Annotated in this window: 24 protein-coding genes; 9 read left to right on the top strand and 15 right to left on the bottom strand. The window is 62.2% G+C overall.

Annotation, left to right across the window (positions count from 1 at the left end; translation table 11 throughout):
* Positions 1-68: 68 nt before the first annotated feature.
* The gene (locus LQ215_RS09795; protein ID WP_230149285.1) at positions 69-1,424 is read right to left on the bottom strand and encodes a tryptophan--tRNA ligase; all 1,356 of its coding nucleotides are present in this window, start codon (positions 1,422-1,424) and stop codon (positions 69-71) included.
* Positions 1,425-1,448: 24 nt separating this feature from the next.
* Positions 1,449-2,078 carry an alpha/beta hydrolase gene (locus LQ215_RS09790; protein WP_230149296.1) on the bottom strand — a complete coding sequence of 210 codons (630 nt, stop codon included), beginning with the start codon at positions 2,076-2,078 and terminating at the stop codon, positions 1,449-1,451.
* 147 nt (positions 2,079-2,225) lie between these two features.
* Here LQ215_RS09790 and LQ215_RS09785 point away from each other — a divergent pair, with 147 nt between their 5' ends.
* Complete coding sequence (locus LQ215_RS09785; RefSeq protein ID WP_003205372.1) at positions 2,226-2,663, top strand: YhcB family protein; 438 nt, start codon at positions 2,226-2,228, stop codon at positions 2,661-2,663.
* A gap of 580 nt (positions 2,664-3,243) precedes the next feature.
* Here LQ215_RS09785 and LQ215_RS09780 read toward each other — a convergent pair.
* The 8 genes from LQ215_RS09780 to LQ215_RS09745 form a co-directional block, all read right to left on the bottom strand.
* Positions 3,244-4,629, bottom strand: coding sequence for an aspartate aminotransferase family protein (locus tag LQ215_RS09780; RefSeq protein WP_230149284.1), 1,386 nt, complete (start codon positions 4,627-4,629; stop codon positions 3,244-3,246).
* On the bottom strand, positions 4,626-6,113 hold the full coding sequence (locus LQ215_RS09775) for an NAD-dependent succinate-semialdehyde dehydrogenase (protein WP_230149283.1): 1,488 nt from the start codon (positions 6,111-6,113) through the stop codon (positions 4,626-4,628). Before LQ215_RS09775 ends, LQ215_RS09780 begins: the two co-directional genes overlap by 4 nt.
* Before the next feature lie 130 nt (positions 6,114-6,243).
* Positions 6,244-6,723: an Lrp/AsnC family transcriptional regulator gene (locus LQ215_RS09770; protein ID WP_230149282.1), complete on the bottom strand. Its 480-nt coding sequence runs from the start codon at positions 6,721-6,723 to the stop codon at positions 6,244-6,246.
* 186 nt (positions 6,724-6,909) lie between these two features.
* Positions 6,910-7,911 (bottom strand): N(2)-acetyl-L-2,4-diaminobutanoate deacetylase DoeB, encoded by a 1,002-nt coding sequence (doeB, locus tag LQ215_RS09765; RefSeq protein WP_230149281.1) that lies wholly within the window; start codon positions 7,909-7,911, stop codon positions 6,910-6,912.
* Between the two features lie 3 nt (positions 7,912-7,914).
* Positions 7,915-9,105 (bottom strand): ectoine hydrolase DoeA, encoded by a 1,191-nt coding sequence (gene doeA, locus LQ215_RS09760; RefSeq protein WP_230149280.1) that lies wholly within the window; start codon positions 9,103-9,105, stop codon positions 7,915-7,917.
* A 39-nt stretch (positions 9,106-9,144) separates the two neighbouring features.
* Entirely contained in the window at positions 9,145-10,137 is a 993-nt protein-coding gene (locus LQ215_RS09755; protein WP_230149279.1) for a cyclodeaminase, read from the bottom strand.
* Between the two features lie 21 nt (positions 10,138-10,158).
* Positions 10,159-11,130, bottom strand: coding sequence for a hydroxyectoine utilization dehydratase EutB (eutB, locus tag LQ215_RS09750; RefSeq protein ID WP_230149277.1), 972 nt, complete (start codon positions 11,128-11,130; stop codon positions 10,159-10,161).
* Between the two features lie 240 nt (positions 11,131-11,370).
* Positions 11,371-12,765 (bottom strand): PLP-dependent aminotransferase family protein, encoded by a 1,395-nt coding sequence (locus tag LQ215_RS09745; protein ID WP_230149275.1) that lies wholly within the window; start codon positions 12,763-12,765, stop codon positions 11,371-11,373.
* Between the two features lie 290 nt (positions 12,766-13,055).
* Here LQ215_RS09745 and ehuB point away from each other — a divergent pair, with 290 nt between their 5' ends.
* The 4 genes from ehuB to ehuA all read left to right on the top strand — a co-directional run bounded on the left by ehuB (position 13,056) and on the right by ehuA (position 16,176).
* Complete coding sequence (gene ehuB, locus LQ215_RS09740; protein ID WP_230149273.1) at positions 13,056-13,910, top strand: ectoine/hydroxyectoine ABC transporter substrate-binding protein EhuB; 855 nt, start codon at positions 13,056-13,058, stop codon at positions 13,908-13,910.
* Positions 13,911-13,994: 84 nt separating this feature from the next.
* A complete protein-coding gene (gene ehuC, locus LQ215_RS09735) occupies positions 13,995-14,654 on the top strand; it encodes an ectoine/hydroxyectoine ABC transporter permease subunit EhuC (protein ID WP_230149271.1) in 660 nt (219 codons plus the stop codon).
* Positions 14,651-15,307 (top strand): ectoine/hydroxyectoine ABC transporter permease subunit EhuD, encoded by a 657-nt coding sequence (gene ehuD / locus LQ215_RS09730; protein ID WP_003205383.1) that lies wholly within the window; start codon positions 14,651-14,653, stop codon positions 15,305-15,307. The genes ehuC and ehuD overlap by 4 nt, the downstream gene beginning before the upstream one ends.
* Positions 15,308-15,381: 74 nt before the next feature.
* Positions 15,382-16,176: an ectoine/hydroxyectoine ABC transporter ATP-binding protein EhuA gene (gene ehuA / locus LQ215_RS09725; protein ID WP_230149295.1), complete on the top strand. Its 795-nt coding sequence runs from the start codon at positions 15,382-15,384 to the stop codon at positions 16,174-16,176.
* A 234-nt stretch (positions 16,177-16,410) separates the two neighbouring features.
* Here ehuA and LQ215_RS09720 read toward each other — a convergent pair whose 3' ends face one another.
* Together LQ215_RS09720 and LQ215_RS09715 are read right to left on the bottom strand one after the other, a co-directional pair.
* Positions 16,411-17,145, bottom strand: a complete 735-nt coding sequence (locus tag LQ215_RS09720; RefSeq protein WP_018604257.1) for an OmpA family lipoprotein — start codon at positions 17,143-17,145, stop codon at positions 16,411-16,413.
* A 152-nt stretch (positions 17,146-17,297) separates the two neighbouring features.
* On the bottom strand, positions 17,298-18,473 hold the full coding sequence (locus LQ215_RS09715) for an aspartate aminotransferase family protein (protein WP_230149269.1): 1,176 nt from the start codon (positions 18,471-18,473) through the stop codon (positions 17,298-17,300).
* 99 nt (positions 18,474-18,572) lie between these two features.
* Here LQ215_RS09715 and LQ215_RS09710 point away from each other — a divergent pair, with 99 nt between their 5' ends.
* From LQ215_RS09710 to LQ215_RS09695, 4 genes are all read left to right on the top strand, one after another.
* Positions 18,573-19,490: a LysR family transcriptional regulator gene (locus LQ215_RS09710; RefSeq protein WP_230149267.1), complete on the top strand. Its 918-nt coding sequence runs from the start codon at positions 18,573-18,575 to the stop codon at positions 19,488-19,490.
* Positions 19,491-19,706: 216 nt separating this feature from the next.
* Positions 19,707-20,720, top strand: coding sequence for a sensor domain-containing diguanylate cyclase (locus LQ215_RS09705; RefSeq protein WP_230149265.1), 1,014 nt, complete (start codon positions 19,707-19,709; stop codon positions 20,718-20,720).
* Positions 20,721-20,812: 92 nt separating this feature from the next.
* Positions 20,813-21,556 carry a DUF72 domain-containing protein gene (locus tag LQ215_RS09700; RefSeq protein ID WP_230149257.1) on the top strand — a complete coding sequence of 248 codons (744 nt, stop codon included), beginning with the start codon at positions 20,813-20,815 and terminating at the stop codon, positions 21,554-21,556.
* 121 nt (positions 21,557-21,677) lie between these two features.
* On the top strand, positions 21,678-22,382 hold the full coding sequence (locus tag LQ215_RS09695; protein ID WP_230149255.1) for a hypothetical protein: 705 nt from the start codon (positions 21,678-21,680) through the stop codon (positions 22,380-22,382).
* A gap of 189 nt (positions 22,383-22,571) precedes the next feature.
* Here the strand turns inward: LQ215_RS09695 and LQ215_RS09690 are convergent, their stop codons facing one another.
* The 3 genes from LQ215_RS09690 to cyoE all read right to left on the bottom strand — a co-directional run bounded on the left by LQ215_RS09690 (position 22,572) and on the right by cyoE (position 24,255).
* Positions 22,572-22,886 carry a helix-turn-helix domain-containing protein gene (locus tag LQ215_RS09690; protein WP_230149253.1) on the bottom strand — a complete coding sequence of 105 codons (315 nt, stop codon included), beginning with the start codon at positions 22,884-22,886 and terminating at the stop codon, positions 22,572-22,574.
* Positions 22,883-23,227, bottom strand: a complete 345-nt coding sequence (locus tag LQ215_RS09685) for a toxin (protein WP_230149294.1) — start codon at positions 23,225-23,227, stop codon at positions 22,883-22,885. Before LQ215_RS09685 ends, LQ215_RS09690 begins: the two co-directional genes overlap by 4 nt.
* A gap of 140 nt (positions 23,228-23,367) precedes the next feature.
* On the bottom strand, positions 23,368-24,255 hold the full coding sequence (gene cyoE / locus LQ215_RS09680) for a heme o synthase (protein ID WP_003178131.1): 888 nt from the start codon (positions 24,253-24,255) through the stop codon (positions 23,368-23,370).
* Positions 24,256-24,261: the final 6 nt, after the last annotated feature.

Genomic DNA, 24,261 nt, shown 5'->3' with positions numbered 1-24,261 from the left:
TGTAGCGACGGCCCAGAGGAATGGCAATCGGCCCTTATTCGGGCCGATGATCGGGTGACGCGCCGGGATCAGTCCTGGGCAGGCGTCAGGGCAACGCGCAACGCATCGACGGCGGCATCCCGGGCGGCGCTGTCGGTGAAGGTCGGGCTGTTCGCCACGCACTCGCCGTCGAGCCAAATGCTGAAACCCAGGTCGTCGCTGCGCACGTCCAAGGGCTGGCCGGACTGCAATTGCTTGGTCACCTGCCCTGCAGTCTTGCCGTCGGCAAAATTGTTCGACAGCAACAGCTGCTCGCCATCGGCGGCCAGCAGACGGAAGCGGAAACTGCCGTCGTCTTCGCGGAAGCTGACGAAGCGTGCTGCCTTGGCGGCTTTCTTCTTGGTGCTGGCGGCCACCTGGACCTGGCTGACAAACGAACGCAGGCCAACGGCCTCGCGCAGTTCGTTGAGGAACGGCGTTGCCACGGCCCGGGCCTTGCTCGCGCCCAGTTGCAGGATGTCTTCAAGGTCCGATGGACGCTCGATGAACTGGTGATAACGCTCACGCGCTTCACCCAGCTCGCTGTCGAGCAACTGGAACAGGCGGTTCTTGGCGTCGCCCCAACCCAGGCCGTGCAGCAGTTCGCTGCGGAACTCCGCGGACTGTTCGGCAGTGGCGAAGGCCTGGAACAGGGTGAACAGGTGCGAATTGTCCGGATCCTTGGCTTCGCCCGGGGCACGGGAGTCGGTGACGATCCGCGAGATCGCGTCCTTCATGTCCTTGGCGCTGCTGAACAACGGGATGGTGTTGTCGTAGCTCTTGGACATCTTGCGGCCATCGAGGCCCGGCAGCGTGGCGACGCTTTCTTCGATCAGCGCCTCGGGCATGGTGAAGAACTCCTTGCCCTGGCCGAACAGGTGGTTGAAGCGCTGGCCGATGTCGCGGGCCATTTCCACGTGCTGGATCTGGTCGCGACCGACCGGCACCTTGTGGGCGTTGAACATCAGGATGTCGGCGGCCATCAACACCGGGTAGCTGTACAGCCCCATGGTGATGCCGGCGTCCGGGTCTTCACCGGCCTCAAGGTTCTTGTCCACCGAGGCCTTGTAGGCATGGGCGCGGTTGAGCAGGCCCTTGGCGGCGACGCAGGTCAGCAGCCAGGTCAGCTCCGGGATCTCGGGGATATCGGACTGGCGATAGAACGTCACGCGGTCCACGTCCAGGCCGCCGGCCAGCCACGTGGCGGCGATTTCCAGGCGCGAGCGCTGGATACGCAGCGGGTCATCGCACTTGATCAGGGCGTGGTAGTCGGCCAGGAAGTAGAACGAATCGGCGTTGCTGTCGCGGCTGGCGAGGATCGCCGGACGGATGGCGCCGGCATAGTTGCCCAGGTGCGGGGTGCCGGTGGTGGTGATGCCGGTCAGGATACGGGTACGCGTCGTCATGGGTTATCGCTTGTCAGACTGCTGTCAATTCGAGAGGCGCGGCAGGATCAGATCCTTGAGATCGGTCAGCTTGCCATGAAAAAAGTGTCCGCATTCTGCCACTTTCAGCAGCTCATGGGGACGTTGGAGCGTGTCGGACCATTCGTAAACCAGTTGCGGATCGACCACTTCGTCGGTTTCCGGCTGGATCACGGTCAGCTCGCCACCGGTCGGCAACGGCGATTGCTCATCCAGGCGCATCACCGCCGGGGCCACCATGAACAGGTGCTTGACCGGTTGCCCCTGGGCTTCCAGGCGCCCGCCCAGGCTGGCGGCGACAAAGCCACCGAAGGAAAACCCGAACAGGGTCAGCGGCAATTGCGGGTATTTTTCCCGCAGCCATTGGGCGACAGCCTGGGCGTCGTCCACTTCGCCGGTGCCCATGTCATGACTGCCGGCACTGGCCCCCACGCCACGATAATTGAAACGCAACGTAACCAGGCCAGCATCGCGGGCAGTGCGTTGCAGGGTCGAGACCACTTTGTTGAGCATGGTCCCGCCCTGCACCGGGTTCGGGTGGCAGATCAGCGCCAGGCCACGGGGGGCCTCGTTGTCCAGGTACAAGGCTTCCAGTTGGCCCACCGGGCCATCGATGACGACAGGGGTTTCGCGCATAAGCAAGGGAAAGAACTCCGTGACCCCGAATTGGGTCGACTCGTCTAGCTAAAGTCTGTGCCTGGCATGATTGCGATGTTCTTCGCGGTATACAGCGCAGGTCCGAGCCGTTAACGTAAAGCAAAGCCGTTTATAGAGGAAGGACTCGTGGAACACTCGCTCTTAGTTTGGTTGTTGCCGACTCTTGCCCTGGTTGCCGGTGTCGCCATTGGATTCCTGCTTGCCCGACTGCTGCCCAACGCGGTGCCCAACAGCACCCAACGTCAGCTGGACGACATTCAGGAACGTTTCGACAGTTATCAGAATGAAGTGGTCACCCACTTCAACAGCACCGCTTCTCTGGTGAAAAAACTCACCCAGAGCTACCAGGACGTCCAGGATCATTTGTCCGAGGGTGCCAATCGCCTGGCCCTGGACGAGCAGACTCGCCAGCGCCTGCTGGCCGCCCTGCAAGCCGATGCGGCACAGACTCCACGGGAACGCCTGACCCCGCCCAAAGGGATCCAGGAACCGCCGCGGGACTACGCCCCCAAGGCCCCGAATTCACCCGGCATGCTCGATGAGCATTACGGTTTGAAGAAGTAATCGCCAAGCCACAACCAAAAGCCCGCCCGATCGCATGATCGGGCGGGCTTTTTATTGCCTCAAGAACATCCCCCTGTGGGAGCGAGCCTGCTCGCGATGAGGCCTGCACATTCAACATCACCGTCTCAGACACACCGCTATCGCGAGCAGGCTCGCTCCCACAGTTTTGATCGGGGCGTGCGCAAATACTGCATCCGCCACAAAGCCCCTGTGGGAGCGAGCCTGCTCGCGATGAGGCCAGCACATCCAACATCACCGTCTCAGACACACCGCCATCGCGAGCAAGCTCGCTCCCACAGTTTTGATCGGGGCGTGCGCAAATACTGCATTCGCCACAAAGCCCCTGTGGGAGCGAGCCTGCTCGCGATGAGGCCAGCACATCCAACATTACCGTCTCAGACACACCGCTATCGCGAGCAAGCTCGCTCCCACAGTTTTGATCGGGGCGTGCGCAAATACTGCATCCGTCACAAAGCCCCTGTGGGAGCGAGCTTGCTCGCGATGGCGCCAGCACATCCAACATCGCCGGTTCAGACAGACCGCCATCACGAGCAAGCTCGCTCCCACATTTAAAGCAGGCTTAAGCCAACACCTCTTCCGCCACCTGATCGATAGCACCTTTGGTGATGTCGACGATCAGGTCCGCATCCTCGCGGGTCAAAATCAGGGGCGGGGCGAAGCCCAGGATGTCGCCGTGGGGCATGGCACGGGCGATCATGCCGCGTTCCAGGCAGGCGGCCGAGACTTTCGGACCGACCTTGAGTGCCGGGTCGAACGCTGTGCGCTGTTCACGGTCGGCCATGAACTCCACCGCCGCCAGCATGCCGTCACCACGCACCTCGCCCACCAACGGATGCCCTTCAAGGGTTTCACGCAGGCGACGATTCAGGTAGCCACCCACGTCCTCGGCGTTGGCCGTGAGGTTTTCCCGCTCCAGAATGTCGAGATTCGCCAGTGCCGCCGCCGCGCAAATCGGGTGCCCGGAATAGGTCCAGCCATGGCCCATGGCCCCTTCGGCCTGGGAAGCTTTTTCAATCACGCTCCAGACCTTTTCCCCGATGATCACCGCTGACAGGGGTGCATAGGCACTGGTCAGGCCTTTGGCGGTGGTGATCAGGTCCGGCTTCATGCCGTAGCGCTGGCTGCCCATCTTCGAACCCAGGCGGCCGAACGCGCAGACCACTTCATCGGCAATCAGCAGCACGTCGTATTTTTTCAGCACAGCCTGGATCGCATCCCAATAACCGGCCGGCGGAACGATGATGCCCCCGGTGCCCATCAGCGGTTCACCAATGAACGCCGCCACGGTGTCCGGGCCTTCGGCGAGGATCATTTTTTCCAGCTCATCGGCGCAATAGCGCACGAAGGCTGCTTCATCCATGCCCGCCGGGGCCTTGCGATACCAGTGCGGGCACACGGTGTGCTTGACCCCTTCCACCGGCAGGTCGAAATGCTGGTGGAAGGTCGCAAGCCCGGTGAGGCTGCCGGTCATGATGCCCGAGCCATGGTAGCCACGGTCCCGTGAAATGATTTTCTTCTTCAGCGGCCGGCCCAGTACGTTGTTGTAATAGCGCACCAGCTTGACCTGGGTTTCGTTGGCATCGGAGCCGGACAAACCGTAATAGACCTTCTTCATCCCTTCCGGCGCCCAGTCCATGATGCGACTGGACAGCTCGATGATCGCCTCGCTCGAGTGGCCGACGTACGTGTGGTAGTAGGCCAGTTCCTTGGCCTGCTTGTAGATGGCGTCCGCCACTTCCGTGCGCCCATAACCGATGTTCACGCAATAGAGGCCGGCAAAGGCATCGATGAACTCACGGCCTTCATGGTCGCGAATGCGAATGCCTGACGCACTCTTGATGATCCGGCCCTTGAGCGCGCCACTGGCGTGGTCATGAGCATGGGTCGAGGGGTGCATGAAGTGCGCACGGTCTTGTTCGAACAGCGTGTTGAGTTCTTGGCTCATGCGGGCTCTCCTGGGAATTGGCCTTGATGGTGCAGGCAAAAATATTTGGTTTCGACAAAGGGCTCGAAGCCCTCGCTGCCCCCCTCGCGACCGAGGCCCGAGGCTTTCATGCCACCGAAGGGGATCGGGTGGCCGGTGAACTTGACGCCGTTGACCGCGACCATGGCGTGGTCGAGACGGCGGATCAGCGGATAAATGACGTCCAGGCGGTTGGAACAAATATAGGCCGCCAGCCCGTATTCGGTGTCGTTGGCCATGTCGATGGCCTCGTCCAGGGTGTCGAACGGCATCACCCCGGCAATGGGCGCGAAGTTTTCTTCACGGTAGATGCGCATCTGCGGCGTGACGTCGGCCAGCACCGTGGGCTGATAAAACAACCCGCCCAAGGCATGGGCTTCACCGCCCACCAGGCGTTGAGCGCCAAGGGCCAGGGCATCGGCGACGCGGTCAGCGGTCGCATCAAATGCTGCCTGGTGCATCAACGGCCCGACCTCCACGTCCTGCTCCTGTTGATCAACCATCGCCGGCCCGACGCGCAAGGCGCGCACCGCGGCGGCGAAACGACTGAGGAACGCCTGGTACACCGGGCGCTGCACCATGATTCGGTTGGCCGCACAGCAGTCCTGGCCCGAGGCCTGGAACTTCGCCTCCACGGCGACTTTCACCGCCAAGGCCAGGTCGGCATCGGCGCAGACAATAAATGGCGCGTTGCCGCCCAGTTCCAGCGCGACTTTCTTCACGTCATGGGCTGCCGCCTGCAAGACCAGCTTGCCCACCCGGGTCGAGCCGGTGAAGCTCACTGAGCGTACGCGACGATCCTTGACCAGGGTTTCCATGGCCATTTGCGGCTCGCCCAAGACCACGTTGAAGACCCCGGCAGGAAAACCGGCTTCCTCGGCCAATTGCGCCAGGGCCAAGGCCGAGTAAGGCGTTTCGTGGGCCGGCTTGATCACCACGGTGCAACCGGCGGCCAGGGCAGCGGCGGCCTTGCGGGTGATCATCGCCGACGGGAAATTCCACGGCGTGAGCAGCGCGCAGACGCCCACCGGCTCCTTGATCGTCCCCAGGTGCGCATTCGGGATATGGCTGGGGATGTTCTGACCGTACAGGCGCCGGGCTTCCTCGGCGAACCATGGGATAAAGCTCGCCGCATAAGCAATTTCGCCACGGGACTCGGCCAACGGTTTGCCCTGCTCCAGACTGAGAATGCGCGCGAGGTCTTCGCTGTGTTCGACGATCAATGCCGCCCAGCGCCGCAGCAGTGCGCCCCGGGTCTCCAGGCTCTGCTCACGCCACGTCGGGAATGCGCGATGCGCCGCATCCACCGCCGCGACGATCTGCGGCTGGTCCAGCATCGGCACATGGCCGATGACGGTGCGGGTGGCGGGGTTGTGGACAGCCACACTGTGGCCGCTGTCGCTGTGGACCCAATGGCCGTCGATGTAGCAAAGCGCTTTGAACAGCAGCGGATGTTGGTAAGGCATGACGTTCACTCCAGAGCGTGTGCGTGAATCCATGCTAGGGCAGCGGCGCTTGGGAAATTGGGGGTTTACCGTGGGTCAAACCCTGGTTTTTTTCTGAATCGAGGGCGGCAAACCGGGTTTTCTGCGGTGCTCAGGACGGATCGGCCAACTCCGCCGGCAAGGCGCCGCTGGTCTTGATGGTCTTGGTGACGATGTAGGTGAAGTAGCGTTCGATACCGAGGTCTTCGAGCAGCAGTTGGTCGACGAAGCGTTGATAGGCATCGACGTCCGGCGCTTGGATCATCGCCAGGTAATCGACACCGCCGCCGGTGGCGTAACAGAACGCCACTTCCGGCGCGGCGATCATGCGTTGCTCGAAACGGCGCATGTCCTGGGCGGTGTGCCGGGCCAGGGTGATTTCCACCAGCACCTGCTGACGCTTGAACACCGCGCCCCAATCGATCTGCGCCCGGTAGCCGATGATCAGGCCCGCTGCTTCGAGCTTGCGCACCCGCTCCCAGGCCGGGGTCACCGACAGGTTGATGGCCTCGGCCAGGCTCGACTTGGTAATCCGCCCGTCCTCGGCGAGTATCTGCAGGATCTTGAGGTCGTAGCGATCGAGCTTGTGCATGGGCCGGGCTCTCCAGGCAATTCAGATATCACACCGCTTCCTGTGGCGAGGGAGCTTGCTCCCGCTGGGCCGCGCAGCGGCCCCAATCTCGGTTCCGGCTTGGCACAGGCCAAAAAGCGACGACTGCTTCGCAGCCGAGCGGGAGCAAGCTCCCTCGCCACAGGGTGGTGTGTCAGTTGAGGTGTATCACGCCAACACATCCGCAATCACCGCCAGCGTATCGCCGCACTGCACCAACCCGGGAAAGTGCCGGGCCGCCAGCAGGCCGCTGCGGGCGGCGCGGTATTCGACCGGGGCGACGCCGCTGCGGGCGGCGTCGTAGATGCGCGCCACCACCTCGCCCCGGGTCACGTGCTCCCCCAGGTCGCGGCACATCTCCAGCAAACCGTCGTGCTCGCTGGCAATGAAACAACTGGCGTCCGGCATGTCGAGCATCAGCGACGGCTGCAACTCGATCGAGCCCCGCAGGATGCCGGCGTGGATCAACAGGTTGCGCACCCCACGCTCGGCAATCGCCACGCTGCGGGCGGTCGACGAACCGCCGCCGCCCAACTCGGTGGTGACGAACACCTTGCCTTGGGACTCGGCTGCCGTGTCGTACATCGCCCCGGCGTCCAGCTCCAGCATGCGCATGCAATACGGCGCGTTGAACGCCAGCATCCCGGCCTCGCAGCGCGCTTGCTGCTGTTTGTCCGGCAACACGTGGCAGGCGGCAAACGGCAGGAAATCCAGGGTCCGTCCACCGGAATGAATGTCCAGGACAATATCGGCCAAGGGCAGCAAGATGCGATTGAAATAGTCGGCGATTTTCTCGGTGACGGTGCCGTCCGGCCTGCCGGGAAAACTGCGGTTCAGGTTGCCTTTGTCGATGGGCGAAGTCCGGCGTCCGGCGTGAAAGGCCGGGGTGTTCATGAACGGCACGATGATCACCCGCCCGCTCACGTCTTCAGCCGTCAGTTGCTGCGCCAGTTTGCTCAGGGCTACCGGGCCTTCGTATTCGTCGCCGTGGTTGCCGCCGCTGAGCAGCGCCGTCGGGCCGCTGCCGCGCTGAATGACGGTGATGGGAATCATCACCGCGCCCCAGGCCGAATCGTCCCGCGAATACGGCAGCTTGAGAAAGCCGTGCTGCACGCCCTCGCGGCTGAAGTCGACCGTGGCGCTGATGGGATTGTCGGGCAATTCAGGCATGGCTCAATCCTTCACGAACAATTGACGAGGCACGTTGCACAGCGTCTCGACGCCGGTCTCGGTGATCAGGATGCTTTCGGTGATCTCCAGGCCCCAATCGTCCATCCACAGCCCCGGCATGAAGTGGAAGGTCATGCCCGGCTGCAACACGCTGTTGTCGCCGGGGCGCAGGCTCATGGTGCGCTCGCCCCAATCCGGCGGATAACTGATCCCGATGGGATAGCCGCAACGGCTGTCCTTATGGATGCCGAATTTCTCCAGCACCTTGAAAAACGCTACGGCGATGTCGCCGGTGGTGTTGCCCGGCTTGGCTGCGTCCAGGCCGGCGGCGATGCCTTCGACCACGGCTTTTTCGCCGTCGAGGAAATGTTGCGGCGGCTTGCCCAGGTAAATGGTACGTGACAGCGGGCAGTGGTAACGCTTGTAGCAACCGGCGATTTCAAAGAAGGTGCCGGCGTCCTTCTCGAATGGCGAATCGTCCCAAGTCAGGTGCGGCGCACTGGCGTCGGCCCCGGTGGGCAACAGCGGGACGATGGCCGGGTAGTCGCCGCCATGACCGTCGGCACCGAGGATGCCGCTGCTGTAGATCTCGGCCACCAGTTCGTTCTTGCGCATGCCCGGCTCGATGCGTTCCAGGATCCGGCTGTGCATGTTCTCGACGATGCGCGCGGCGATGCGCATGTAGGCGATTTCCTGGGGCGACTTGACCGCCCGCTGCCAGTTCACCAGGCCCACCGCATCCACCAGTTTTGCCTGGGGCAAATGCTTTTGCAGCGACAGGTACGCGGCGGCGCTGAAGTAGTAGTTGTCCATCTCCACGCCGATGGTCAGCGCGCCCCAACCACGGGCGATGATCACCTCGCGGGACAGGTAGTCCATGGGGTGGCGCTCGCGCGACTGCACGTAGATGTCCGGGTAGCCGACGATGTTATCGGCCTGCATGAACACCGTGCGCTTGGCACCGTTGGCATCCTGGCCGCGACCGAACCACACGGGCTCGCCTTCCAGCGCCAGCAGCACGCATTGGTGCACATAGAACGACCACCCGTCATAGCCGGTGAGCCAGGCCATGTTCGACGGGTCGGTGACCAGCAGCAGCTCCAGGCCCTGGGCCTGCATGGCCGCGCGAACCTTTGCCAGGCGCTGGGCATATTCCTCCCGTTTAAACGGAAGATTGACGACGATCTCAGACATCCACCTGCCCTCTGTTCAATGACTCATGAGAAAAATGATCTAGCGACCGAACGCAAAGCCCTTGCCCGCCGCCCGTGCCCGCTCGAACGCCAGGTTGGCGATGGCGGTGTCCTGGGCGCCGGTGCCGGTCAGGTCGCAAAGCGTCACCTGCGCTTGATCGCAGCGCCCGGGCTGCTGTCCCGCGAGCACCTGGCCCAACTCCATCAACGCCAGGTCGTCGCGAACAGTGCCGGCCATCAAGGCGTGGTGCAGCTCGCCGAGCACGCGGGTCTGGCTCAGGCGATCGGCGACATAGCAGTCGACGGCCGCCAGGGCTTGCGGGGAAATTTCATTCTTGTGTTCCGCGTCCGAGCCCATCGCCGTGATGTGCAGGCCAGGGTGCAAATGGCGGACTTCGATCAACGGCTCGCGACTGGGTGTGCAGGTGATGACGATGTCCACGCCTTCCAGGGCATCGTCAATGGAGGCGCATGGCGTGACGGCCAGGCCACTGTCACGCGCCAATTCCTGACTGAACGCCTTGGCCTTTTGCGCATCGCGCGCCCAGACCCGCACCTCGTCGATCGGCCGCACCAGGCGCAGTGCCTGAAGCTGCAACGCCGCCTGTTCGCCGGCACCGATCAACGCGACGCTGCGGCTCTGCTCGCGAGACAGGCAACGCGCCGCCACCGCACCCGCTGCAGCGGTGCGCACGGCGGTGAGGTAACCGTTGTCCAGCAGCAGGGCTTCCAGCAGGCCGGTGCGTGCCGAGAGGAGCATCATCATCCCGTTGAGACTGGGCAGGCCGAGCTTGGGGTTATCGAAAAAGCCCGGGCTGACCTTGATGGCGAAGCGCTCCAGGCCCGGCAGGTAAGCGGTCTTCACATCCACTTCGCCGTTGTGCTCGGGGATGTCCAAGCGCAGGATCGGCGGCATCGCCACGGCGGCAGTGGCCAGCAGCACGAAGGCCTGTTCGACGGCGTCGATGCTGGCCAGGTCGAGGGCCACGCAACTGCGCAGGTCAGCTTCGCTCAATAGGGTGACTTCACTCATGACAGGCTCCGTTAGGGGTTATCAGGCGTTGGCGCCAGCGATCACGCGGGCATGGTGTTCGGTGTCGACGTTGCGCCCGCTGACCACCACGACAATGGGGCCGCGCGGCTCGATCAAGCCGTCGAGCAGCGCCGCGATGCCCACCACGGCAGCGCCTTCGAGCACCAGGCGTTCGTGGTGATAGGCGTGGCGGATGGCATTGGCGATAGAGGCTTCCGAGAGCAGGTGCAGGTCATCGCTCAGTCGGCGGGTCATGGCGAAGGTGTAGCGGTTGTCCAGGCCGATGCCGCCACCAAGGGAGTCGGCCAGCGTCGGCAGTTCCTCGATGTCCACGGGCTGCCCGGCGGCGAGGCTGGCGTGCATCGCGGCGCCTCGTTCCATGCTGATGCCGTGGACTTGAATCGCTGGGTTGGCACTTTTGAGGGCCAGGGCAACACCGGCGAACAGGCCGCCACCGGACAACGGCACCAGGACCTGGGCCACTTCCGGTTGCTGCTCGAGGATCTCCAGGCCGAGGGTCCCCTGCCCGGCGATGATCGCCGGATGATCAAAGGGCGGCAAAAAGGTCGCGCCCTGCTCCCGGGCGATGCGCTCGGCCTCACGCTGGGCATCGTCCTGGGACTGGCCGACGATGCACACCTCGGCGCCCAAATCGCGGATCGCCTGCACCTTGTTGGCCGGCACCAGGTTCGACAGGCAGACAATCGCCTTGACGCCTTGTTGCGAAGCGGCATGGGCCAGTGCCCGACCATGATTGCCGGTCGACGCCGTGACCACACCGCGGCCCTTTTGCTCGGCGCTGAGTTGCGCCACCGCATTGCTCGCCCCGCGCAGCTTGAAGCTGCCGGTGATTTGCAGGGCCTCGAGCTTGAGGTACACCGCCACGCCCATCAACCGCGACAAACTCGGGGAATGCTCCATGGGCGTGCGCCTGACCTGCGACTCGATGCGCTGGCGAGCGAGGTAAATGTCCTGAAGCTGCAACCCTGTCATGACTGCGTCCCGAGCGGATGTGTTGGGCGCAGTCTAAGAGGGCTGGATTGTGGTGATGAATGTACTAGGGCAATTTAGATCGATTACTTGAACACCCATCCCAACCCCACCACCAATCCCCTGTGGGAGCGAGCTTGCTCGCGATTTGGCCCGCGGATTCAACACCTCTGCTGACTGATACACCGCTATCGCGAGCAAGCTCGCTCCCACAGGGGGATGTGTCGTTCATGCATTCGGCGTTTAGAAATCATGAATCTGCGGGTACTGATTGAAGATCTCGCGCATGCCGATCAGCGCATGGCGCATTTCTTCGTCGCTGCATTCGGCGCCGACGCAGAGCCGCACCGCGCGGGGCCTGGGGGTGCCGCGGACGGTGAAAGGGTCGGGAGACGTGACGGCGATGTGCTTGTGCCGCAGCGCCCGCACCAGGCTGTCCACTTCCCAATGGGACGGGATGCCGACCCAGGCATTCAAGGCATGCGGATGCTGGCCCAGCAGATGTTCGCCCATGTACTCGGTGACCATCGCCTGGCGCCCGGCCAGCAGCTGGCGTTGCAACTGCACCAGCGACTCGGCGCGGCCATCGCGAATCCAGCGGGTGGCGATCTCCGAGACCATGGGCGTGGCCATCCAACTGTTGACCCGCAGGATGCTCTCGGTGCGCAGGGCCAGGCGCTTGGGCATCACCAGATAACCGATGCGCAAACCCGTGAGCACCGACTTGGTCATGCTCGTGCAGTAGAACGACAGCTCCGGCAGGTAATGGCTGATGGGCGGCGCCCGGCGTTCGTCCAGCAGCGGGCCGTACACATCGTCCTCGATAATGTGCACGCCAAAACGCCGGGCAATCTCGGCGATTTCCCGGCGGCGGGCATCGGGCATCAGGCTGGTGGTGGGGTTGTTCAGGTTCGGCGTGCACACCAGCGCCGTGATGCGCTCGTTGCTGCACATGTCTTCGAAATGTTCCGGGTCGATGCCATAGCGGTCCATCTCCAGGCCCTTGAGGGTGAAGCCCAACACCTGGGAATTGCCGATCACGCCGTGGTCGGTCAGGCCTTCGCAGAGCACCACATCATCGGGGCCTGCTAGCGAAGCGAGGGCCAGGAAAATCCCGTGGGCGGCGCCGTTGGTGATCAGCACATCGTTACGGTCGACTTTCAGCCCTTGCCGGCCGATCCACTGCGCCGCCGCTTCGCGATGGGATTCGAAACCGGCGATGGGACGAAACGCATGGATCCATGGCTGATCTTCTTCAGTGCTCAGCGCCGCGCAGGTATCCCGCCAGGCCTGGTCATGCTCGCGGGTGTGGAGGATGCGAGTGATGGAAAAATCCACCAGCGCTCGCTCGGGGCTGTCGAGAATGTACGTCGCCACCCGGTCGCTCATGCGCCGCGAGACGAAACTGCCACGCCCGACCTCACAGCGCACCAGCCCCTGGCGCTCCAACTCCTTATAGGCGTTGGTGACGGTCTGCACGCTGATGCCCATGGCGTCGGCCACCTGCCGTTGCGGCGGCAGGCGCTGGTCATTGGCCAGGCTGCCCTGCTCGATATCGTCGGCGATGGCCTGCACCAGAATCTTGTATTTGGATTCACCGCTGCGGGCAAGGTCCAAGGCTGACTTCCACTTATCCATAACGGCTGCAACCGGCGTATGTAGGGGTGCGCACAGCATTGCGCGAGCATCGCCGCAAAGCAATTGTCCTAGTGCAATACAATCAATGCCGGGGCTTTTGTATGCTCGGTCCAAGGTCGTCACCCAGGCGGGCTCATCGCCCTGATAAAAAGCCGGATCGACCTGTACCGGCGCTGTTCCCGATTCCAGGCCACGCCCGGATCCGCCGCTGTACGCTTTGCTCTTGTAACACTGCCTCCTACCACAGAGCCGTCAAACGACGGATCCACAAGAAACAGGAGATTTTATCGATGAGCAATTTTCTTCCCAGCACCTGCGCGCCCTTGCGTCGGCTCTTGTTGACCTGTGCCGTATTGGGCCTGGCCGGCAGCGTTCAAGCGGCCACCCTGGATACGGTCAAAAGCAACAGCAGCATCCGGATCGGCTACGCCAACGAAACGCCATTTGCCTTCACCGAAACCGACGGCACCGTTACCGGTGAGTCGCCGGAAATCGCCAAGCTCATCTTCGCCAAAATGGGCATCAAGCAGGTCAATGGCGTGCTCACCGAATGGGGCTCATTGATTCCAGGCCTGCGGGCCGGTCGCTTCGACGTGATTGCCGCCGGCATGTACATCACCCCGGCGCGCTGCAAGCAAGTGTTGTTCACCGATCCGCAGTACCAATTGCCCGATGCCTTGCTCGTGGCCAAGGGCAACCCGAAAAAACTCCACAGCTATGAAGACATCGCCAAGCAACCGGATGTGAAACTGGCAATCATGGCCGGCACGGTGAACCTGGCTTATGCCCGCGATTCCGGGGTCAAGGACGACCAGATCCTCCAGGTCCCCGACACCACCGCGCAATTGCAAGCCGTGCGTGCCGGGCGCGCGGACGCTGCCGTCGGCACCCAACTGACCATGAAAGGCCTGGCCGGCAAGGGTGGCGACAAGGTCGAGGCGATGACCGAATTCAAGGACGACCCGTCCCACATCGGCTACGGCGCCCTGGCCTTCCGCCCCGAAGACAAGGACCTGCGCGATGCGGTCAATGCCGAGCTGAAAAAGTGGCTGGGCTCCGAAGAGCATCTCAAGACGGTTGCGCCCTTCGGGTTCGACAAATCCAACGTGACCAGCAAGACCGCCGCCGAGCTCTGCGCTCAGTAGTCGCCAACAACTGGCGTGCCGAAACGGGCATGACGCGCGGTGCGTGATGCCTGTTCCCTGCTTCACCGGACATTGGGTTGAACCATGGGCGAATTACTTCCGTTATTGATACAAGGGGCCTGGGTCACGCTCCAGGTGACCTTCTTTGGCTCGCTGCTGGCGATTGTCGCGGCGGTACTGGCAGCACTCGGTCGGCTGTCGCCGTGGCGCGCGTTGCGCTGGTTTTCCATCACCTACATCGAAGTGTTTCGTGGCACCTCGCTGCTGGTGCAATTGTTCTGGCTGTTCTTCGTGCTGCCGCTGCCACCCTTCAACATTGAGCTGAGCCCTTACGCCGTGGCGATTGTCGGCCTGGGCCTGCACATCGGCGCTTACGGTGCGGAAGTGATGCGCGGCGCCATCAGTTCGGTCGCCAAGGGCCAATACGAAGCCTGCACGGCGTTGAATTTCAGCGGCTTCACCCGCTTCAAGCGGATCATCCTGCCGCAGGCGTTGCTGGCGGCGATTCCACCGGGCACCAACCTGTTGATCGAGCTGCTGAAGAACACCTCGCTGGTGTCGCTGATCACCTTGTCGGACCTGAGTTTCCGGGCGCGGCAGTTGGATCAGGCGACCTTCCAGACCCTGGAAATCTTCAGCCTGGCCCTGGTGATGTATTTCATCCTCGCCCAGGCCATCAACTTCGGCATGCGCTACGTCGAACGACGACTGAGCCGGGGCCGGATGCGTGGAGGTCTGTCATGACGCTGTTCGACTGGTCCTACGCCGCACAAATCCTCCCGGACCTGCTGCGCGCCTCCCTCAACACCGTGGGCATTACCCTGATCGGCTTCCTGATCGCGATTGTCCTGGGATTGTTCCTGGCGATTGGCCGACGCAGTCGCAAATTCTGGCTGTCGTGGCCGGCCACCGCGGTGATCGAGTTCATCCGCAGCACACCGCTGCTGATCCAGGTGTATTTCCTCTACTACGTGCTGCCCAACTACGGCTTGAGCCTGACGGCCATGCAGGTTGGCATCCTCGGCATCGGCCTGCACTACGCCTGCTACATCGCCGAGGTCTATCGCAGTGGTCTGGACGCAGTGCCGCGGGCGCAATGGGAAGCGGTGACGGCGTTGAACATCGCGCCGTACGACGCCTACCGCAACATCATCCTGCCCCAGGCGCTGCGTCCGATCGTGCCGCCGCTGGGCAATTACCTGGTGGCAATGCTCAAGGACACGCCGGTGCTGTCGGCGATCACCGTGGTGGAAATCATGCAGCAGGCCAAGAACATCGGTTCCGAGAATTTCCGCTATCTGGAACCGATCACCATGGTCGGCCTGTTCTTCCTCGCCCTGAGCCTTGCCCTGGCTTATCTGGTACGGCGCCTTGAAACGCGCATGGAGCTACGCTAATGACTTTACCTCTGTCCACGCCCACCGACTTGTCCCGGCGCAGCACGCTGGCGTCGCAGCAGGAGGCCCCGGCCATGCAAGATCCAACAACGTCCCGGCCGATCGTGAGTTTCCAGGACGTGACCAAAAGCTATGGCAGCTTCACCGTGCTCGACCATCTGAACCTGGATGTCGCCCCCGGTGAAAAGGTCGCGATCATCGGCCCCAGCGGCTCGGGCAAGTCCACGCTGCTGCGGGTGTTGATGACCCTGGAAGGCATCGACCAGGGCCAGATTCGCGTCGAGGACGATTCCCTGACCCACATGCCCAACCGCAACGGCGTGCTGGTGCCGGCCAACGACCGACACATCCGCCGGGTGCGCGGCAAGATCGGCATGGTGTTCCAGAGCTTCAACCTGTTCCCCCACATGACCGCGCTGCAGAACGTGATCGAGGCGCCGGTGCAGGTGCTGGGCATGAACGCGAAAGAAGCCCGCGAGCGCGCCGCCGACCTGTTGGAGCTGGTGGGGCTGGGCAACAAGCTCGACCATTACCCGTCGCAGTTGTCCGGCGGCCAGCAACAGCGGGTGGCGATCGCCCGGGCGCTGGCGATGCGGCCCAAGGTGATGCTGTTTGACGAAGTGACCTCGGCGCTTGACCCGGAGCTGTGCGGCGAAGTGCTGAATGTGATCCGCAAACTGGGCGCCGAACACAACCTGACGATGCTGATGGTGACCCACCAGATGGGCTTCGCCCGGGAGTTCGCCGACCGGGTGTGTTTCTTCTACAAGGGACAGATCCATGAGCAAGGCACCCCGGCGCAGATCTTCGAGAACCCGCAGCAGGAGCGTACGTGTGCGTTCTTGAGTGCGGTGAAAGAGGCGAATTGATCCCATCCCCATCACTCAAGTGAACACTGTTGTGGCGAGGGAGCTTGCTCCCGCTGGACTGCGCAGCAGGCCCAAAATCAGCGAATGCGGTGCGTCAGAAGAATCAAGGCGAATGATCTCAGGGCTGCTTCGCAGCCCAGCGGGAGCAAGCTCCCTCGCCACAAGGTCGGTGACAACCACAAAAAAAACGGGGGCCCTGTTTCCAGAGCCCCCATTTCATTTGTCGTCCAGCCGTTATGGGTATTGCTGGTAAGTCTGGCCCTGCTGCTGCGGTGCCTGGTATTGCTGGCCGGGAATCGCCTTGAGGTTGACCTCGACACGGCGGTTTTGCGCACGGCCATTGACATCGGCGTTGCTGGCCACCGGGTTGTCCGGGCCGGCGCCGCGGGCCGAGAGGTTGGCACCGCTCACGCCCTGGGATGTCAGGTAGGTCGCCACGCTCTGCGCACGACGCTGGGACAGGTCCATGTTGTGCTGGCGGCTGCCGGTGCTGTCGGTGTAGCCGACGATTTCGATCTGGTTCTGGTTGAACTCCTTCAGGGAGTTGGCCAGGTTGTTCAGCGGCTGGTAGAAGCTGGAGGCGATGTTCGCCGAGTCGGTGGCGAAGGTGATGTTGCCCGGCATGATCAGCTTGATCTGGTCGCCCTGGCGCTGCACTTCAACGCCGGTATTGGCCATGCTGGCGCGCAGCTTCTTTTCCTGCTGGTCGGCGTAGTAGCCGTAACCGGCCGCGGAAGCCCCCACCACCGCTGCACCGATCAACGCGCCCTTGCCCCGGTTATCGTGACCGATGGCCGCACCGGCCAACGCCCCCGCCAGTGCACCGAGGCCACCATACTTGGCGGTTTTGCTCATGCCCGAAGATTCGGTAGAGGCCTGGCCCTGGTTGTCGTAGGGGTTAGGCGACGCACAGCCGGACAACAGGGCCACGGCAGTTGCGACAACGATCAAGCGACGCGAGGTGAACATGAAGATGCTCCTGGTTTTTCAGTCTGAAAGCCAAAGTGTAGGCAATCGACTTTGGCAGGCGTTGGAACGCAACAACCGTTAAAAATTCCGTCGCGCTGCGTCGCGCTTCGCCCGGCAGATCGATAAAAAAACCGGCGCCGGGCGAACGCCTCTCATCCCTGCGCCAGACAGCGGCTCACGCCCCGGACAATCATCTCCACTTCGCGTCCATCGATCGTCAACGGCGGCAGCAGGCGGATGGTCTGGCCCCGGGTGATATTGATCAGCAGGCCGTGGTCCCGGGCGGCGCGAAGGGCCAGGTCGCGAACCGGTTGCTTGAGTTCGATGCCGACCATCAACCCCTGGCCGCGAATCGCCAGGACATTCGGGTTGTCCGCCAACTCGGTGCGCAGCCGGCTCAGCAACTGTTCGCCCTGATGCCTGGCGTTGTCCACCAGCGCTTGTTCCTCGATGATGTCCAGCACCGTGCAGCCGACCCGACAGGCCAGCGGATTGCCGCCGAACGTACTGCCATGACTGCCCGGGGTAAACAGCTCGGCAGCTTTGCCCCGGGCCAGGCAGGCCCCAATGGGCACGCCGTTGCCCAGGCCTTTGGCCAGCGTCATGACGTCCGGCACGATGCCCTCGTGCTGGAACGCGAACCATTGGCCAGTGCGACCGATGCCGGTCTGGATTTCGTCGAGCATCAACAACCAGGCGCGCCGGCTGCACAGTTCACGCAGGGCCTTGAGATAGCCCGGCGGTGCGAGTTGCACACCGCTTTCGCCCTGGATCGGTTCCACCAGTACTGCGACGATGCGCTCGGCATGCGCCTGCTGGATCGCTTCCAACGCCGCCAGATCGCCGAACGGTACCTTGATGAAGTCCCCCGGCAAGCGGTTGTAGCCCAGCCGCACGGACGGGCCGTCACTGGCGGACATCGTGCCCAAGGTGCGCCCGTGGAACGCATTGTCCATGACCACCACCAACGGCTGCTCAGTACCCTTGTGCCAGCCATAGAGGCGCGCCAGTTTCAGCGCGGTTTCGTTGGCCTCGGCGCCTGAGTTGTTGAAAAACACCCGCTCCAGCCCCGACAGCCGGGTGAGCTTTTGCGCCAGGCGTTGTTGCCAATCGATGCTGTACAGGTTCGACGTGTGCAACAACAGGCCGGCCTGCTCGCTGATGGCGGCCACAAGCCGCGGGTGGGAGTGGCCGACATTGGTCACCGCCACGCCCGCCACCGCATCGAGGTATTCGCGACCGTCCTGGTCCCACAAGCGCGTACCCAAGCCATGGGTGAAACTCAGCGCCAGGGGTTGGTAAGTGGTCATCAGGCAGGCAGCGGTCATGGCATCAAGCTCCATTGGGTGGGTTTTTTCCAGTATGGTTAGCCACCAAGGCTGGATAAACGCTGCTTTACTTCAATCATTTAAAAGCTGAGCTTGATAATGGATTTGTTCCAATCGATGACCGTTTACGTGAAGGTGGTAGAAACCGGAAGCCTGACGGCGGCGGCCCAGGCGTGCGAAATGTCCACCACCATGGTGGGCAATCATCTTCGCGCGCTGGAGCAACGTCTCGGCGTGCGCCTGATCAACCGTACGACGCGGCGCCAGCGCCTGACTGAGTTCGGCTCGACCTACTACCAACGCTGCCTGGAAGTGCTGGGGCTGGTGGCCGATTCCGAGCGCCTGGCCGAACAGACCCAAGGCGAGCCCACCGGTACCCTGCGCATCACCGCGCCGCTGACTTTTGGCACCGAGCGCCTGGCGCCGGCCTTGGCCGAGTTCAGCCAGCGCTTCGCCCAGGTCAAGCTCGACGTGGTGCTGACCAACCAGCGTCTGGACCTGCTCGAACATGGATTCGACGTCGCCATCCGCCTCGGTCATCCCGACCCGAAACTGATTGCCCGGCCATTGGTGGACTACACCTTGACCATCTGCGCCTCCCCCGCTTACCTGGCCCGGCGCGGCACACCGGAAAAACCCGCGGACCTGCAGCAGCACGACTGCCTGTCGTTCGCCTATTCGGCAGCAGACGAATGGCGCTTCGCCCAGGATCACTGGCCGATCAACGGCCCGGAAGGCGAGATCAAGGTGCCGGTGAACGGGCCGATGCTGATCAACAGCTCCTCGGGCCTGCATCGCGCCGCCCTGGCCGGCATGGGCGTGGTGATGCTGCCCGATGCGCTGGTGGCCCAGGACCTGAAGGATGGACACCTGGTGACGTTGTTGCAGGGCTACCAACTGCCCCATCGCCCAATGAGCCTGATGTACGCGCAGGATCGCTACCGTTTGCCGAAACTGCGCAGTTTTGTCGAGTTTGCGCTGGAGAAATGGGGCAAAAACCCAACCCCAGCCGAATGATGTTGTGGCGAGGGGATTTATCCCCGCTGGGTTGCGCAGCAACCCCAAGGCTGCCGGTTCACATCGGGGCCGCTACGCGACCCAACGGGGATAAATCCCCTCGCCACAAAAGCGAACCCCGCCTGAACATCCCCCGCTAGTGCCTCTCGCCCCCCATCAGCTACTCTTCCTCCTTGGACGAGCATTTTGATATCAAGGCTGATTGAGGGAACGACGATGGGAGATGCCTCGAACATCGATATGCTGCGGTTCGACCTGTCCGACCTGGACGAAGGCGTACTGCACACCATCCTGGAACTGGTCAGCGATGGCATCTGGGACTGGAATGCCAACACCGGCTTCGTCTACCGCAACCCCGGCTGGTACACGATGCTGGGCTACCTGCCTCATTCACTGGACAACACCGTGCTGACCTGGGAGAGCGTGATCCACCCGGATGACTATCCACGGGTCATGGCGTCGTTCGACGACTACCTGGAACATCGATCCCACGTCTATCAGGCCGAATATCGTTGCCGCACCCACGACGGTTCCTACATCTGGATCGAGGATCGCGGCTATGTGATCGCCCGTAACCCGGACGGCACGGTGGCGCGGATGATCGGCGCCCATCGCAGTATCGATGACAAGAAACGCCTGTTCGAACAGCTGGAGCGGCGTAACAAATCCCTGGAAGCCGTGATTGAAGAACGCACCCGCGAACTGTCCCGGGTCAACCATCAGTTGCAGATCCAGCTCGACGAGAACCGCAAGCTTGCTGAAACCGACGCCCTGACCCGGGTCGCCAACCGTTATCGCCTGGACCAGGCGCTGCCGCTGGCCTGTGAGCGCGCGCAGCGTTTTCGCGAGCCGTTGTCGCTGATCGCCATGGACGTGGATGACTTCAAGGACATCAACGATCGCTACGGCCACGCTTTTGGCGACGCAGCGCTGATACAAGTGGTGCAGAGCGTCAAGCGCTGCGAGCGCGACGGCGACTTGCTGGTGCGCTGGGGCGGCGACGAATTCATCATGATCTTGCCCAACACCACCCTGGCCGATGCCCGCCTGCTGGCCGAGAGCATTCGTCGGGGTCTGTCCGACCTGCTGCCGGTGGGCGACTTCCAGATCACCATGAGTTTTGGCGTGGTGCAGCGACTCGAGGATGAACAGCACGCTGTGTTGCTGCACCGGGCGGACCAGGCGCTGTATCGCTCCAAGATGGCAGGCAAGAATGTGATTTGTGAATAAGCCGTGCCCAGGCCCCGAAGGCAAAAAAGAATGCAGACATGAAGCGCTGGCAGCGGTCATAGGCTGTATCCCTAGCAATCAGGCTTTCACCCTTGCCGACTCGACCTCCCTCCTTCCCACGCCTTTACCTGGGCTGCGCCGGTTGGTCGCTGCCCCGGGAGCACTGGCCGGCCTTTGCTGTCGACGGGACTCATTTGCAACGCTACAGCAGCCGATTCCCGGCCGTGGAAATCAACAGCTCGTTCTACCGCCCGCACCGTCCCGCCACGTATGCAAAGTGGGCAGCCAGCGTGGCCCGGGACTTTCGTTTCTCGGTCAAAATGCCCAAGCAGATCACCCATGAACGGCGGCTGATCGACTGCGAAGGGCTTGTGGATGAATTCCTCGGGCAATGCTCGCAACTGGGAGAACAGCTTGGCTGCCTGCTGATTCAGTTGCCACCGTCGCTGGCCTTCGATGCCGCGGTGGCCGCGGCATTCTTCAAGGCCTTGCGGGACCGTTACCAGGGTTACGCCGTGCTTGAGCCGCGACACCCGAGCTGGCTCGTGCCGCTGGCCGCAGCGATGCTGCAAGACCTATGCATCGGCCGTGTCGCCGCCGATCCGTCACCCTTGCCCGGCGGCGATCAACCCGCAGGCTGGCCCGGCATTCGCTACTACCGCTTGCACGGTTCACCACGGATTTACTACTCAGCTTACGAAGACGCCTGGCTGGAGCGCCTCGCCCGAGCATTGAAAGCCGACCCCGACACACCGACCTGGTGCATCTTCGACAACACCGCCAGCGGCGCCGCGACGCCGGATGCGTTGCGGCTGATGGATCTGCTGCGCGACTGAAATGGACACCGGTGACCGGTCCGACCGTGACAACACCGCCCGCGTCCAATAGATTAGGCGACCGGAAAAAAGCTCAATGCCTTTCTCGCCTCATCCCGCTAACAGAAGTAGTGAAATTTCAATGTCCGATTCCAACACCGCTGAATCCGTAGTCACCCTGTCGTCCAAAGCGGAATACGAAAACTCCATCAATCTTTCACAGCATCTGCCCCAGGCCAAAACCATCAGCGAAATGGTCCTCGATGCGTTCCAGTCGAACCGCGAAAGCGACCAGATCCGCGAACTGCGCCACGCCATCCGCCAGGCTCACGATGCGTTCGACGACGACAAGGCCTATGAACTGATGGGCCAGCTCAAACAACTCAAGGACGCCGAAGCCGCCGATTTCGCGGCCCTGGAAGACCTGAGCAGCCGCTTCCCGATCAGCCGTATCCTCTCCAGCTACAAAGACGACCCGTCGTTCCAGGAACTGGTCTACGGCCTGGCCCTGAAAGTACTGAACCAGACCCACCAGGCCATCAGCAACCCGAGCGGCAGCAAGGGCAAGGCCTCGCGGGCCAAGAAGGAAGCCGAAGTATTCGTCATCAGCAAGGACGGCATCAGCGTCACCCTGCCCCTGCGCACACCCCGCTCCAAGCCGAACGTCGACCGCGAAGCCTTCGAGTTCCTGGGCTTCAACTTCGTAGGCGAAGGCGACGAAGCCGAGCTGGAAAGCGAAACCTTCCTGGACAACGACGGCGCCGAACAACCGGCCACCCGCAAAGGCATCGTCACCGCCCTGCAACAGCAAAAGGCATTCGACGGCTACAGCATCGCCCAGCAATAAGCCCAGGTTGATCCCCTTGTGGGAGCGAGCTTGCTCGCGAATGCGTCGTGTCAGTCAATATCAGCTCAACTGACCCACCGCTTCGCGAGCAGGCTCGCTCCCACAGAAATATCGACAGACCGAAATATCGTCCATAAAAAAGCCCCGCGCTTCTCTCGAAGGCGGGGCTGTTTTCATGGATATGTCTGATCAAACAGCGCCAAGCCGTTCGACCATATCTGGAAACTTCTCGACCAGCTTGATCAACAAAGCCGCCTGGGCGTTAGGCTTGGATTTTTCTTGCTCCCAGTTCCTAAGGGTGCCTGGACTGGTCCTGATGCTCTTGGCGAAAACGGCTTGGGACATATGAAGCCTGTCGCGCAAAGCCACGATTTCCTGAGCCGACACCTCGGGAGCCGGTTTGTCTTCGATCGATATCTGGCGAAGGGTAATCTTGCCCTCGCGATGAGCGGCCATCTCCTCGACGCCTTGCATCATCTCGGCAAACAGATCGCGCTTTTTCATAAGGTACCTCGTACTTTCAGCTCAGCTTCAATGGCGCGCTTGAGCGTTTTCTCTTGCTCGCAGGTCAGGTTTTCCAACTCGTCCTTGTCATAAATCGCAAACATCCAGAACTGACGATCATGCATCAGCCAGTAGTAAATGACCCGCAACCCACCTCGCTTCCCTTTGCCACGACGTTCATCGAACCAACGCAGCTTACGGAAACCGCCGGTTCGTGGCATGACGTCACCAGCCTGTGGATGTTGCCGCATATAGGTCTGAAGCACGCGATATTCATCGTCAGCCAAGTAATGGCCAACCGTGGAAGTGAATGATGTCGTTTCTAAAAATAAGCTTCGCATGGCAAAACTATAGGCAAATTGCCTATAGTTCAACAATCCAGAATCTATTGCGACGAATGACAGCGTCCTTTCATACAGTCACCAACAAAAAGCCCCGCACTTCTCTCGAAGGCGGGGCTTTTTTTTGCAGCGTCTGAAGCTTAAGGCGCGTAGGTCAGCAGCAGCTCACTCGGCACCTTGAAGTCCAGGGACATCATGACGCTCAGGGCGGTGATGGTGAAGATCGAGAACACGAACAGCTTGCGTGCCCAGACCGTGTCATCCACCGCCTTGTAGCCGGTCCAGGCCATGTACAGCCAGTACATGCCCATGGCGGCGGCGACGGCGAGGTAGCTCATGCCGGCGTAGCCGCTGAAGGTCAGCATCAAGGTCGCCACGAGGAAGGCCAGGATGTAGAGCAGGATGTGCTTCTTAGCTACGCGGATACCGCGCTTGACCGGCAACACCGGAATCGAGGCCGCCAGGTAGTCGTTGAAACGGAAGATCGCGATGGCGTAGGAATGCGGCATCTGCCACAGGCTGAACATCACCAGCAGCGTCAGCGCAGCCATGTCGAAGCTGTTGCTCACCGCCACATAGCCGATCACCGGCGGCATCGCCCCCGACAGGCTGCCCACCAGCGTGCCGTGGACCGACTTGCGCTTGAGGTACAGGCTGTAGAGGCCGACGTAGATGACAAAACCGATCACCGCGAACAACGCCGCCAACGGGTTGGCCACCCAGTACAACAGCGCCACGCCGGCCACGCCCAGCACCGTGGCGAACGCCAGGGCCAGTTGCACCGGAATCAGGCCTTGGACCAGCGCCCGATTCTTGGTGCGTTCCATCTTGATATCGATGTCACGGTCGATGCAGTTGTTGAACACGCAACCGGACGCCACCACCAGGGAAGTGCCGATCATCGCCGCCAGGAAGATGGCCAGATCGACATGCCCTTTCGAGGCCAGGAAAAACCCGCCTGCCACAGAAAGCACGTTACCGAAAATGATCCCCGGCTTGGTGATTTGGATAAAGTGCTTCAGGGACATCCGGAC

The organism is Pseudomonas brassicacearum (assembly GCF_918698105.1).
Taxonomy (GTDB): Bacteria; Pseudomonadota; Gammaproteobacteria; order Pseudomonadales; family Pseudomonadaceae; genus Aquipseudomonas; species Aquipseudomonas brassicacearum_F.
The sequence above is the reverse complement of the archived record's forward strand: the minus strand, read 5'-3'. Positions and strand labels throughout refer to the sequence as shown.